This is a genomic window from Roseobacter sp. HKCCA0434, assembly GCF_032464675.1.
Lineage (GTDB): Bacteria > Pseudomonadota > Alphaproteobacteria > Rhodobacterales > Rhodobacteraceae > Pontivivens.
Map to the genome: position 1 here is coordinate 1 of NZ_JAWDKL010000044.1, position 12,410 is coordinate 12,410.

Annotated in this window: 12 protein-coding genes; 3 read left to right on the plus strand and 9 right to left on the minus strand. The window is 70.6% G+C overall.

Annotated elements, in window-relative coordinates:
* Positions 1–908: O-antigen ligase family protein (locus RX333_RS16825; protein ID WP_316016122.1), on the plus strand; the 908-nt coding region annotated here is incomplete at its 5' end.
* On the opposite strand, the gene RX333_RS16830 is transcribed toward RX333_RS16825, so the two are convergent.
* Complete coding sequence (locus RX333_RS16830) at positions 886–2,202, minus strand: UDP-glucose/GDP-mannose dehydrogenase family protein (RefSeq protein ID WP_316016123.1); 1,317 nt, start codon at positions 2,200–2,202, stop codon at positions 886–888. The genes RX333_RS16825 and RX333_RS16830 overlap by 23 nt on opposite strands.
* Before the next feature lie 221 nt (positions 2,203–2,423).
* Here RX333_RS16830 and RX333_RS16835 point away from each other — a divergent pair, with 221 nt between their 5' ends.
* Positions 2,424–3,782 carry a hypothetical protein gene (locus tag RX333_RS16835; protein WP_316016124.1) on the plus strand — a complete coding sequence of 453 codons (1,359 nt, stop codon included), beginning with the start codon at positions 2,424–2,426 and terminating at the stop codon, positions 3,780–3,782.
* 48 nt (positions 3,783–3,830) lie between these two features.
* Entirely contained in the window at positions 3,831–4,097 is a 267-nt protein-coding gene (locus tag RX333_RS16840) for a hypothetical protein (protein WP_316016125.1), read from the plus strand.
* Between the two features lie 48 nt (positions 4,098–4,145).
* Here the strand turns inward: RX333_RS16840 and RX333_RS16845 are convergent, their stop codons facing one another.
* From RX333_RS16845 to RX333_RS16880, 8 genes are all read right to left on the minus strand, one after another.
* A complete protein-coding gene (locus RX333_RS16845; RefSeq protein ID WP_316016126.1) occupies positions 4,146–4,763 on the minus strand; it encodes a sugar transferase in 618 nt (205 codons plus the stop codon).
* Between the two features lie 162 nt (positions 4,764–4,925).
* Positions 4,926–7,139: a polysaccharide biosynthesis tyrosine autokinase gene (locus RX333_RS16850; protein ID WP_316016127.1), complete on the minus strand. Its 2,214-nt coding sequence runs from the start codon at positions 7,137–7,139 to the stop codon at positions 4,926–4,928.
* Positions 7,136–7,585 (minus strand): low molecular weight phosphotyrosine protein phosphatase, encoded by a 450-nt coding sequence (locus RX333_RS16855; RefSeq protein ID WP_316016128.1) that lies wholly within the window; start codon positions 7,583–7,585, stop codon positions 7,136–7,138. Before RX333_RS16855 ends, RX333_RS16850 begins: the two co-directional genes overlap by 4 nt.
* 22 nt (positions 7,586–7,607) lie before the next feature.
* Entirely contained in the window at positions 7,608–8,696 is a 1,089-nt protein-coding gene (locus RX333_RS16860) for a polysaccharide biosynthesis/export family protein (protein ID WP_316016129.1), read from the minus strand.
* Positions 8,697–8,839: 143 nt separating this feature from the next.
* Positions 8,840–9,988, minus strand: coding sequence for a glycosyltransferase family 4 protein (locus RX333_RS16865; protein ID WP_316016130.1), 1,149 nt, complete (start codon positions 9,986–9,988; stop codon positions 8,840–8,842).
* Between the two features lie 85 nt (positions 9,989–10,073).
* Positions 10,074–10,487 carry a hypothetical protein gene (locus RX333_RS16870; RefSeq protein ID WP_316016131.1) on the minus strand — a complete coding sequence of 138 codons (414 nt, stop codon included), beginning with the start codon at positions 10,485–10,487 and terminating at the stop codon, positions 10,074–10,076.
* Between the two features lie 171 nt (positions 10,488–10,658).
* Positions 10,659–11,354 (minus strand): YjbF family lipoprotein, encoded by a 696-nt coding sequence (locus RX333_RS16875; protein WP_316016132.1) that lies wholly within the window; start codon positions 11,352–11,354, stop codon positions 10,659–10,661.
* The coding region (locus RX333_RS16880; protein ID WP_316016133.1) for a YjbH domain-containing protein at positions 11,351–12,410 on the minus strand (1,060 nt) is incomplete at its 5' end. The genes RX333_RS16875 and RX333_RS16880, both read right to left, overlap by 4 nt.

The following is a 12,410-nucleotide window of genomic DNA, read 5'->3' on the forward strand; positions in this document are numbered from 1 at the left end:
GGGCCCGTGGCACGGGACCCGCGGGCGCGGGCCTGGCCCGCGCGGTGCTGATCGCGCTGCTGGCGGCCGGACCGCTGCACGCGCTGACCCTGCCGCTGATGGAGCTGGTCCATGGCGATCTGCGCGAGATCGACTGGATGATCAGCTTTCCCGCCTTCAACAACGTGAGGCGGGCGGGGCATCTCTACACCCTGTCCGCGGCGGTGGGGCTGGGGCTGGTGTTGTGGCCGGGCGAGGGCGCACGCGCCCGGATCGCGATCGGGCTCCTGGCGGCCTGCGCCACGGGGCTGGTCTTGTGGAGCGGGGCGCGCGGCGCCTGGGTGGCGCTGCTTTTGGGATGTGCGCTCGCCGCGCTGCATCCGCGCGGCCCGACGCGTCACGTGGGCGCGCTCGCGGCCTGCCTCGCCCTGGCCGTCGCGATCGCCGTCAGCCTGCCCGAGCCCACGGCCTCGGTCGGGCTGATGACCGAGATCGAACATTCGATCCGCCGCGCGGGCGATGCCGACGACTTCCTGTCGGGGCGGGTCGGGCTGTGGCGCACGACGCTGGACCTGATCGGCGAGGCGCCGCTGACCGGGCATGGCTGGGGGCAGTTCCTGCTCCATCAGGAGGCGTATCCCTTCCCGCAGGTCCATAGCTTCCCGCTGGAGCTGATGTTCGCCTTCGGGGTGCCGATGGGCCTGCTGGCGATGGGGGTCCTGCTGGCGCTGTGGCTGCGCGCCCAGCGGACCGGAGGCGCGCAAGGGTGCTGCGCGCTGATGCCGCTCAACACGATGGCGGCCTATTCGCTGATCGACGGGCCGTATTTCTACGGCGTGCCGGTCATCGCCACGGGCATGGTCTGGGGGCTGTGCCTGGCCTTCGCGCCCGCGCCGTCCCCCGAAATCAGTCCCGGCCGACCCCGGTGAGCACCAGACCCGCCGCCGCCATCTCTGCCGCGGTGTAGATGTTGCGCAGGTCCGCCACCCGGTCGCCGCGCATCACGTCCGCGATGCGGGCGAGATCGAGCGCGCGGAACTGGTTCCACTCGGTCAGGATGACGAGCGCGTCGGCCCCGTCGGCCGCGGCATAGGCATCCTCGGCCCAGGTGACGCCGGGCAGGAGGGCCGCGCCCTCCTTCTCCCCTTCGGGATCGGTCACGACCACCTCGGCCCCCGCGCCCACGAGGGCGGGCACGATGGTCAGCGCCGGTGCGTCGCGCATGTCGTCGGTATTGGGCTTGAAGGTCACGCCCAGCACGCCGATGCGTTTCCCTGCGAGCTTGCCGTCGAAGAGGTCGAGCACCTTGTCGATCATCCGGCGCTTCACCGTCTCGTTGACCTCGATCACCGTTTCGGTGATGCGCATGGGGCAGGCATGCTCCTGCCCGATCCGGGCGAGCGCCTTGGTGTCCTTCGGAAAGCACGAGCCGCCATAGCCGGGTCCTGCGTTGAGGAATTTCGAGCCGATCCGGTTGTCGAGCCCCATGCCGCGCGCCACCGACTGCACATCCGCGCCGACCCGCTCGCACAGCGCCGCGATCTCGTTGATGAAGCTGATCTTGGTCGCGAGGAAGGCGTTGGCGGCATATTTGATCATCTCCGCCGATTCCAGGTCGGTGTAGATCACCGGCGCGTCGCGCAAGCTGAGCGGGCGATAGATGCGGGCCATGACCTCGCGCGCGCGGCTGCCAGCCTCGGAATTCTCGACGCCGACGACGACGCGGTCGGGGCGCATGAAATCCTCGATCGCCGCCCCTTCGCGCAGGAATTCGGGGTTGGAGGCGACGTCGAACTCCGCCTCGGGCGCGGTCTCCTTCAGGATCGCGGCGACGCGGGCATTGGTGCCCACGGGCACGGTCGACTTGGTCACGACCACCGTGTAGCCGTCGAGCGCGGCAGCGATCTCGCGCGTGGCGGCCTCGACGTAAGTCAGGTCCGCATGGCCGTCGCCGCGCCGCGTCGGCGTGCCCACGGCGATGAAGACCGCGTCGGCCGCGGCCACCGCGGCGGCGAGATCGGTCGTGAAGGAAAGACGCCCCGCCTCGACATTGGTGGCCATCAGCGCGTCGAGCCCCGGCTCGAAGATCGGGACCTCGCCCGCCTCCAGCCGCGCGATCTTGTCCGCGTTCATGTCCACGCAGGTCACGTCATGGCCGAAATCGGAGAAACAGACCCCGGAGACGAGGCCGACATAGCCGGTTCCGATCATCGCGATGTTCATCACAGGTCTCCTCTCGTGTCCTGACCGCCCGCAGATACGGCATCCCCGGTCCGTGATCCAGATGCGACGGGTATTAACCCTTTCTCAATCCTTCGCTGATAGATCGGTGCGTGAACTTTCGACGAGCTTCGCCCCGACCGCGCATCGCGGTGGACCGGATCTCGCAGAAGGGACCGGCGCGTCCGGTCGGTGGGGACGGCTCCCTGCCAAAGGACGACGCCATGACATTTGCCCCGGCCCTCTTCGCAATGACCCGCCTCGGTCGTCTCGGACCGCATCCGGGCGCGGCCGCCGCCGCCCCCTCTTTCCTGCCGGGCCTGGTGCTGGGCATGACGGGGGAGGACACGTACCTCGCCGATGGCGGTACGGCGCAGCCGGGCGATCCCGTCTCCACCCTGCAGGGGGCGGCGGGGCCGGACCTGCTCCAGCCCGTGACGGCGGCGCGCCCGGTGCTGGCGCGCGACGGGCAGCTGTCCCTGCTGGAGCTGGACGGCGGCCAGGCGGCCCTGGGCACGGGACCGGTGGACCTCGCGGCCCATGCGGACGTGACCATCGGCTGCCTGTTGCGCTGCCTGGACGGCGATGCGGTGCTGCTGGGCGATCCGGACGACGCGGCCCGCTATCTGGCGCGGTGGGAGGCCGGGTCGAACTCGACGGAGCTGCATGCCGGGGCCGGGCTGCCCTCCCTCCGCATCGACGGGACACCCTGGACCGGCACGGACCGGGACGCGCTGGCCGCGGCCCTGTCGGACGGGGTCTGGCACGCGCTGGTGATCCGCGGGGCGGATCTGAGCGCCTGGCAGGGCGTGGACCTGATCGGCCCGGCGGGGGACATGGCCGCCTGCTTCGTCGTCGCGGGGTCCGATGCGGACTGCGTGGCACGGGTCGAGGCGCGGCTCGACGCGCTCAGGGCACAAGCCTCGGGCCTGCCCGCGGGGATGCTGGGCTTCTGGTCCGCGACGGGATCGAGCCTGTGGCAGGATGCGGGCGCAACGCTCGCGGCGGCGTCCGGGGGCGACCCGGTGCGGGTCATCGCGGGCGATTTCGCGGGCGGGGCCTGGCCCGCGCTGGTCACGCCGTCGCTGGACGCGAGCCCGGAGCTGCGCACCGCCCCGCGGCACCTCTTCGCGGACGGGCAGGACGACCAGCCGGTCTTCGACACGGGCGTGCCACTGCCCGCGGACATGGCCGTGGTGCTGGTCGTCGAGGCGGCGCAGGGCGACAAGGGCTGCCTGATGTCCTCGGGCGCATCGGGGCAATATGCGGGGATCTTCGACCACGGCACGACGCTGCCCAGCACGGGGGGCATCGGGGCGCCCCGCGAGACGGTGGACGGCGTGCCTTTCACCGGTCATCGCGGGCAGCTGTTCGATCTGCTCGCGAGCGCATCCGGGACGGGGCTGCGCGACTACGTACTGGTCGGGGACTTCTCTGCCTGGTCGAAGATCGATTTCCTGCGCAGCAATAACGGCAATACCCGGTTCGGAGGCCGAATCCATGCGATCGGGCTGACCACCGCGACCGGTCCGGCGGCGCTGGCGGCGCTGCGCGATGTCGCGCGCGCCCAGGTCGCGGTCTGACGCGGCAGCCCCCCTTCAGTTTCCATTGAACCCGAAAGGATTTTCGACATGAACAACATCTTCTCCACCCGCTCCGCCTCGCTGAACGGTCCCGGCTCCGACTACCTGCCGGTCACGCCCGCCGACGGGGCGGAGCTGCCGGAGGTGGCCGTGGCACTCTATGTCGAGTCGGGCGGCTCGGTCGCCTTTACCTCGGTGCGCGGCACCGAGCGCACGGTGGTGCTTTGCGATGGCGGGTGGCTGCTGTGCGGCGTGCGCGCGGTCAAGGCCAGCGGGACCACGGCGCAGGGCATTCATGCTGTCGTGATCAGCTGATCGCGCAAGACGGGAGGTGTGATCGGCCGATCGCGCGGGGCGGGGCGCTCAGCGGCCGAAGCCGCCCAGCACGGTGCGCAGCGTGTCGATCAGGATGCGTGTGTCGGTCAGGAAGGAGGCGGTGCGGATATATTCCAGGTCCGCATCGACCTTCGACCGGGTCTGGTCGGTCCCCTCGACATAACCCAGCCGCGTCTGCGCCAGCCCGCTGATGCCCGGCCGCACCGCGTGGCGCTGCCGATAGCCGGGCACGCTGACGAGATAGGCGCGCGCATGCGACAGGAAGTCGGGCCGCGGGCCGATCAGGCTCATTTCGCCCGACATCACGTTGAGGATCTGGGGCAGCTCGTCGATGCGGCTGCGGCGCAGGAAGCGGCCGAGCTTGGTGATGCGCGAGGTTTCCAGCGGATCGTCCGGGCCCCGCTCCACCACATGGGCGCAGGTCATCGAGCGGAACTTCACGACGTGGAACGGCTCGCAGTTGCGCCCCATCCGTTCCTGCCGGAAGAACAGCGGCCCGCGGTTCATCCACGGGTTCAAGATCAGCAGAACGAGCGCGCACAGAACCATCAGCGGCAGGAGCGCGAGGCTCATGCCGATGTCGAAGGTGCGTTTGAAGATTCGGTAGACGATGCGGTTGCGCGGTATCGCCGACGCAGCGTCCACGCGGTCATCGGAATATGTCGTCTGTGCGATATCGAACATATCTGCCGCTAACCCCCGCTACGCCTCGTCACATCCGAAAATGTGAGGAAATCTAATGAATTCCAGCCGCCATTAACGAAAAATTCGCTTTTCTGACAAGTGCCCGATGACGAAATCCCTGTTTTAGGCAGACTTATCCGATGCCTGGTAACGGTAACGTGACGAATAGTAGTATCCGTATTGCTGACCCTCGGCCCCGGACCCGCGTCCCGGTTGGTAGTCGTTCAGGACCAGTCCGTCGATCTTGCCGCCCGTCTTGTCGAGGGTGCGAATCATCGCCTCGACCATGCCGCGCTCGGTCCGGCGGTGCCCGATCACGCACAGCATGCGCGGGACCAGGCGCCGGATGATCGTGGGATCGGTCACGGCCAGGATCGGTGGGGCGTCGTAGATCGTCAGGTCGAACGCATCGCCCAGCAGCGTCACCAGCTCCCGGAACCGCGCGCTCATCAGGAGGTCGGCCGGGTTGGGAGGATAGGTGCCTGCCGCGATCACGCTGAGCCCGGGCGAGATCTCGTGCACGATCTCCTCCAGCGTCGCCTGGCCCGACAGGTATTCCGACAGGCCCTTGGTGCCGCGCGGCAGCTTGAAATAGCGCCGCAGGTAGCCCTTGCGCATGTCTGCATCGACCAGGCAGACGCTGCTGTCGCCCTTGGCGGAGAGGGCGGCCAGGTTGGCCGACACGAAGGATTTGCCGTCGCCGGGCGAGGCGGAGGAGACGACGACGGCGCGGGGGGTCTCGTCCATCATCCCGAAATAGAGCGCGGTGCGCAGCGACTGGAACGCCTCGATCACCGGTTCGTGCTGCTTGCGCGCGGAATCGAGCATCAGCGGCTGCGTGCGCCCGCCGACCTTGCGCCGCCCGGGCAGGCGCTTGATCACGCCGTAGAGCGGCAGCGAGAAATCGTCGAGATCGGCGATGTCGTCGATGCGCGAGCGCATCAGGTGGCGCGCCAGCACCAGCCCGGCCGCCAGCAGGAGGCCGAGTGCGAAGGCCAGCGCCACGGCGCGCGTGCGGTTGGGCGCGACCGGGAAGGGGTTGGCCTGCGCGGTATCGAGGATGCGCACGTTGCCCACCGTTCCCGCGCGCACGAGTTCCAGCTCCTGCTGGCGGTTCAGCAGCTGCAGGTAGATCTCGCGCGCGACCTCCAGTTCCTGGTTGAGGTTGAAGAAGCGCTGCTGCGTCTCGGGCAGGGTGCCGGTCTCATCCTCCAGCATCTGCAGCTGTTCCTGATAGGCCGCGCGGTTGGCGATCAGCGTCTGGTAGACGGGATGGTTGCGCGTGTACCGGCGGGAGATCTCGTCCTCGCGGATGTCGAGCTGGGCCAGCTCCGCGCGCAGGGAGGTGACGCGGTTGAGCAGGCCCTGCGTCTCGGCATTCAGGTCGATCGACTGCTCGGAGACGCGGAAGGCGTTGATCTCGGCCTGCGCCGTCTCCAGGTCGCGCAGCGCACCGGGAAGCTGCTGCTCGATGAAGGCCAGCGACTGTTCGGTCTCCGCTGCCGAACGCGCGACGTTCTGCGTCAGGAATTCCTCGGCCACGGCGTCGAGGCGGCGTACGGCCTCCTCGCGGCTGCCCGCGCGATAGGTCATGCGCAGCACTTCCGATCCGGGTTGCTGCTGGATCTGCAGGCCGCCGCGCAGGCCCGCGATCGCGGCCGCGCGCGTGGCGCGCGCCACGGCGAAGGTGCGGCCCGGCTCGCCCTCCAGTTCGCTGACCGTCAGTTCCAGCCCGGTCTGCGCATCGCGCAGCATCTCCCCGACCCGTCCGTCGAGCACGCGCCCGTCGGGCAGGCGGACCGTGTAGCCGCCCGGCCTCTCGTCCCGGGTCAGGCGCACCGAGTAGGGCGCGTCGCGGTCCATCGAGAAGCGCGCCACCGTGATCGCCTCTCCCGACCAGGCATAGGGCCGGATCCAACGGTCGATCCACGGGGTGCGCGGCGGCTCCCCGGGCCACAGGGTGGCGATGTCGCGCAGCACCGGCAGCGGCACGGGGCGCGCGGCCAGCGTCAGGTCGAGCCGGTCGACCACCTCGCCCAGCACGCGGCGCGAGGTCAGGATCTGGATCTGGGTGTTGGTGCTCTCGCCCCCGGCATTGCCCAGGCCCGTCAGCTCCTGCAGGCCCGATACGGTGCCCTGCCGCTTCTCGATCTGGACCAGGGCATCGGCCTGATAGACGCGTGGCTGGCTGATCGCCCAGCCGATGCCGATCGCGGTCGCGATCAGGGCCACGAAGAGGATGCGGAACTTGCGCGCCCAAGCGACGCGTAGCAGCTCGATCGGATCGATGTCGCTTCCGCCGAACCCGTCCTCGACGCCGCGCTGCCCCTCGCTCATGCCGCCACGTCCAGCCGCGCGGCCCAGCCGGCCACGCCTTCGAGGATGTCGGTCACCGCGCGTTCATGCCGGTCGAAGCTGCGGCGATAGGGGTCGGAGACGGCGTGCCCGCCGGTCCAGTGGGTGACGAGGAAGGTGCGCCCGCCCAGATCCGGCGCGCGGCGCAGGATATCCTCGCGCTGTTCGGCCTCCATCACCAGGATCAGGTCGTAGCGGCGCGCGCGCACCGGGTCGAACTGGCGCGCGCGATGCGCCGACAGGTCCAGCCCATGTGCCGCCGCCGCCTTCGCCGCGTCCGCGTCGGCGGGATGGTCGACCAGCGCGCCCAGGCCGCTCGACCCGGTATGCAGGCGCGGAAAGCTGCGGGCGAGCGCGGCCTCGGCCACGGGGGAGCGGCAGATATTGCCGATGCACACGGTCATCGCCGATGCGATCTTCAGGGACATGCGTGGCCTTTCCCGAGCCGTCTCAGTTGCCGGTCAGCACGCCGGCCGTGCCGGTGACGGCGCGCGTGGCGCCGAGGCTGGGCAGCAGCTGGCTGATCAGGTCGTTCCAGCGGGTCACGGGTGCGGTGGTGACGTAGATCACGTCGCCCTCGGCCACATCCGTCCGCTCGCCCACGAGATAGCCCACGGGCGAGGTCAGGTCGAGTTGACCCACCCGCGTGACATTGCCGACCCGGCGGAACAGGAACACGCCGCTGACATCCGCGCGCCGCTGGTCGAGCCCGCCGGACTGCGCCAGCGCCTGGGTCAGCGACATGGTGCGCGCGGTCAGGTCGATCTCCCCCACGCGGCCGACCTCGCCGAAGAGATAGGCCTGGCGCGGCTCGTAGGCGACGATCGAGACGATGTCGCCCGAGCGCAGCGCCGGGTTCACGGGCACGGGCAGGCCCTGTTCGGGGCCGCTGAGGTCGAAGGCGTAGATCTGGCCGCCGCGCTCGATCGTCACGCGGGAAAGGTCCCCGCCCTCGGCCGGGCCGCCCGCCAGCAGGATCGCCTCCAGCGCGGTGAGCCCGGTATCGCCGATCACGAAGGCACCGGGCTGGGCCACGGCGCCCGAGACCACCACGCGCTGCGAGGCGAAATTCGTGACCCGCACGTCGACCTGCGGATCGGGCAGGAAATTGGCCAGTCCCGCCGCCAGCCGGTCACGGATCTGGCCCGGCGTGCGGCCCGCGGCCTGGATGTAGCCCACATAGGGAAAGTAGAGCCGCCCGTCCTGCATGACCGTCAGCCCGCCGCCATCCTCGGATCCCGGCGTGGTCAGCTCGGGATATTCCCAGACCGTGATGCTGATCTGGTCGCCCGCACCCACCAGGTAGCCGCCCCGCCCCTGCGGCAGCGACTGGCCGCTGCGGGCGAAGGCGAGCCCGTCGGCGCCCGCGCGCGGCGGTGCCGCGAAATAGGACACGGTCGCGTTGTCGAGCAGAACCAGCTCCACCGGGCCGTAGGACGGCGTGCCCGCGGCGGAGGTGAACCGGGTCTCGTTGCAGGCCGCGAGCGTGGCCATCAGTGCGAACAGGCCGAACGCGCGCAGGATGTCGGAACGGAACAAGTCTTGTCTCCCCAAGGTGTCTTCGGGCGGCTCCCGACGGTGGCGGACGCGTCGAAAGCCCGGGCCCGGACTTTTTTCCTGAACAGGCCTAGCGGTTTGTGCGTCGGCTGACCAGTGCAGACCCGCCACAAATCCGCCTCTTTTCAATCAACTCCGCGACAGGTGGCCTCGTAGATTTCCAGGTGGCGCGCCGCGATGGCGCCCGCATCGTAGCGCGCCTCGGCCAGCGCACGGGCGGCGGCGCCCATCCGTTCGAGCCCCGCGCGGTCGGACAGCATCTCTCCCATCACGCGGGCGGTGTCGTCCGCGTCGCGCAGGGCGAAGAGCCGCCCCGTCTCGCCCTCGATCACCGCATCGCGGCAGCCGGTCACGTCGCTGGTGGCCGCGGCGCGCCCCGCGGCGGCGGCGTCGACCAGGCTCTTGGGAAAGCCCTCGCGATAGGAGGGCAGCACCACAAGATGCGCGCGGGCAAGGGCCGCGTTCATGTCCGGGCTGTGAGGGTGCCATTCGACGATGCCCTCGGCGGCGATCGCCTCCAGCTCGGTCCGGGTGAGGGAGGCGGGATTGCCCGGATCGGGGTCGCCCATCAGGCGGAACACCGCGTCCGAGCCCTGCGCGCGCAGGATGCGGGCGGCGGTCACGAATTCATCGACCCCCTTGTCGCGCAGCATCCGCGCGGGCAGCAGCGCCACGGGCGGGCCGTCGGGCAGCGGGGCGGGGCGGATGGCATCGAGATCGACGCCCGAGCCGGGGATCAGCTCGACCCGCGCTTGCCCGGTGATGCCGAGCCGCCGGAACAGCGCGGCGTCGTCGCGGTTCTGGAAGATCAGCCGGTTGCCCGCGCGGCCCAGCAGCGCGCGGTAGCCTGCCACCATGCCGGTACGGATCGCGCGCGCCTTCGCCCCGTTCTGGATGAAGGCGAAGCCGAGCCCGGTGACGGCGGCCACCACCGGAATGCCCAGCCGCCGCGCGGCCAGCCCGCCGTAGAGCATGGGTTTCGATGTCACCAGATGGACGAGGTCGGGGCGCAGATCGCGCATCAGCGCATGGAGCCGTGCCACCGCGCGCGCCTGACCGAGCGGGGACCGCGCGCCGCGCGGCAGCGGCAGGGGGTGCACCTCGATGCCGGCACGCGCAAGCCGCGGATCGGCGCAGTCGGGGCCGGGCGGGGCGGCGACGCCCACCCGCCAGCCGGCGCTGCGCGCGGCCAGCCCGATATTGAGCCGGTGCGACAGGAAGAACCGCATCTCAGGGACGACGATCAGGACATGGGGGTGTGTGGAAGAAGGCATGGATCCGACTTGCAGACAAGCGAACGGGCGGATGGGATCCATCCGCCCGTCGCGAGAAGAACCGGGTCGCGCGGCTGTGCGCGGATCAGTTGGTGTTGGTTGCGGTCGCGGAGTCCGAACCACCGGCCGCCGCCACGGCGATGCCCACCGCGGCCAGGGCCGCGAGCGCCGCCAGACCCAGACCGCCGGCGAGACCGCCGCCGGCCGCGACCGTGGTGGTCACGATGCCGGTGCCGGCGGGCGTGCCGGCCACGGGTGCGGCGCTACCAGCGACGACCGTGGTGGTCACGGGAGCGGATGCGGCGGGTGCCGCGGCCGCGGTCGCCGTCACGATCTGGCCGTTGGCCAGCTGCACGGTGAACTGCTGGCCCGGTGCGGGCTGGTTGATCACGTTGACCGAACCGTCGGCATTGATGATCACGTCCTGTGCGTAGGAGGGCAGCACGGTGCCCATGCTCAGGACGAGGCTGAGGGCGGTGGCGGAGAGGATGCGGGGCATGACGAAATCCTGATACGAGGGGCCGCTGCACGACCGTAGGAACCTGAAGACGGCCCGAGAGCCCGCCTTTCGCGGAAAGCTAGCGCAAACCACCCGTTCGATCAATGACTTCGCCCAACGCCACCGATAAAGAATCCGTGGTGCCGGAAACGCGCCGCGGGTCCGCCCCGCTCAGCCCAGCGGCTTGAGCACCTCGATGTCGAGATAGCCTTGCGCGCGAGAGATCCACTGGCGCGAGCGCCAGACCTGCCCGGTCTCGGGCACGATCCACCACGTGTTGACGAAGGCCTCCGCCGTCTCGTCGCCGATCTCGGCGCAGCTCTCCTCGATGCGCACCGTGTCGAATCGCAGCTCGACGATCTCCTGCGGGTCGGGGCCGGCATGGACGAAGCTGCACACGAAGACCTGGGTCTCGATATCCGACAGCGGCGTCACGCGCCGGACCTCGCGCCGGTGGGTGGCACCGGGCGCGGTGGCGCCGGGACGCAGGGCCACGGCCTCCATCAGCGGCACCGCCGGGTCGGTGCCCAGCCCCGCGATGTCGTCGGTCAGCCCGCGGCTGCGCACCACCACCGGTCCGCGGAAGGCGAGGTTGACACCGTCGCCGCTGCGGAAGGTCGCCTGCCCGTCGAGGGCCGCGACCGCCTGCAGGATCGCCGCGCGGCCCAGCCGGTCGGTCACGCGCAGCGAGGCCGCGGGATCGGCCGCGATCTGCGCGCGGGTCAGCACCAGGGGCGGCGGGGCGACGGCGCGGCGCTGCTCGACCGCGGCGCGCACTGTGCGCGCGGCCTCGCCGAACGGGCCGCTCAGGTCGCCGCAGCCGGTGAGCGCGGCCAGGCAGGCGAGCAGAAGGATCGCGCGTCTCATTGCCAGACCTCCCCCCAGCCCTGGTCGAGCCGCAGGACCGAGGCGTCGCGCACCTCGCCCCACAGCCGTCCGGGCACGTTCAGCCGCGCGCCGCCGTCGCGGGTCAGCGGGCGCAGCGTGGTCGAGACCTCGGTCCGCGTCTCGCGCGCGGAGGACCAGCCCAGCGGGACGGTCAGACGCAGGCCCTTGTCGAAGGAGCCTTCGCCGAACTCGTCGAAGGGCACGTCGGTCAGGGTGAAGAAGCCCCCCAGCTCCCACCCGTTGTCGAAGCGGCGCGACAGCGAGAAGGTCGCCCCGTAATCGCCCGCGAGGTAGCGGCCCGCGTCGACCTGCACCTCGAAATCGTTCCAGCCCGTGTCCCAGTAGAGCGAGGCGTGCCCGGTCACCGTGTCGAAGTCGCGCAGTCCGAAGAGCTGCTCGAACTCGCGCTGGCGGGCATAGTTGAGCTCGACCCCCAGGCCCACGTTCCAGTCGAGCGGGCGGTAGAGCAGCTCGGCCGAGACGCCGGCATATTGCTGTTCGAGGATGCCCGCCGTCACCCGGCCGTAGAGGTCGCGCATCGGCTTGCCGCGATAGTCCACCGTCAGTTCGCGGATCGCGGTGGTCCCCTCGCGCAGGTAGGAGGAGATCAGCGTGCGCACGTTCGGAAGGTCCGATTGCGGGGGCCGCGTCACGTCGTCGAACCCGTTGGTGAGGGTCTGGCGCAGGGTGCCGTTGAAGCTGAGCCCGCGCGCCAGCTCGTAGCGGGCGGAGAGCGCGATCCCCAGGTCGGGCCGCAGCGGATCGTCGGGGTCGAAGGCGTTGATCGCCAGCGACGGCGCGATGCCGTAGGAAAAGCGCGGAAAGGCGCCGGGCAGGGTCGGCGCGCCCGCGCGGCGCGGCGCGCCGGTGTCGAGCGCGATCTCCTCCCACAGCACGTCCTCGCTGCGCGGATCGGTGGCGGCGTCCTCGAGCGTCGCGCGGCGCACCGTGGCCTCGACCGTGGGCAGGCCGGCTTCCGCGATGGTGATCTCGAAGGTCTCGACCGCGCCGGGCAGCTCGCGCGCCAGCACGCGC

What these genes read in the sequence shown, in the direction of transcription:
- RX333_RS16830 (WP_316016123.1), bottom strand. Translation starts at nt 2,202, where the DNA reads ATGAACATCGCGATGATCGGAACCGGCTATGTCGGCCTCGTCTCCGGG.
- RX333_RS16835 (WP_316016124.1), top strand. Translation starts at nt 2,424, where the DNA reads ATGACATTTGCCCCGGCCCTCTTCGCAATGACCCGCCTCGGTCGTCTC.
- RX333_RS16840 (WP_316016125.1), top strand. Translation starts at nt 3,831, where the DNA reads ATGAACAACATCTTCTCCACCCGCTCCGCCTCGCTGAACGGTCCCGGC.
- RX333_RS16850 (WP_316016127.1), bottom strand. Translation starts at nt 7,139, where the DNA reads ATGAGCGAGGGGCAGCGCGGCGTCGAGGACGGGTTCGGCGGAAGCGAC.
- RX333_RS16855 (WP_316016128.1), bottom strand. Translation starts at nt 7,585, where the DNA reads ATGTCCCTGAAGATCGCATCGGCGATGACCGTGTGCATCGGCAATATC.
- RX333_RS16865 (WP_316016130.1), bottom strand. Translation starts at nt 9,988, where the DNA reads ATGCCTTCTTCCACACACCCCCATGTCCTGATCGTCGTCCCTGAGATG.
- RX333_RS16870 (WP_316016131.1), bottom strand. Translation starts at nt 10,487, where the DNA reads ATGCCCCGCATCCTCTCCGCCACCGCCCTCAGCCTCGTCCTGAGCATG.
- RX333_RS16875 (WP_316016132.1), bottom strand. Translation starts at nt 11,354, where the DNA reads ATGAGACGCGCGATCCTTCTGCTCGCCTGCCTGGCCGCGCTCACCGGC.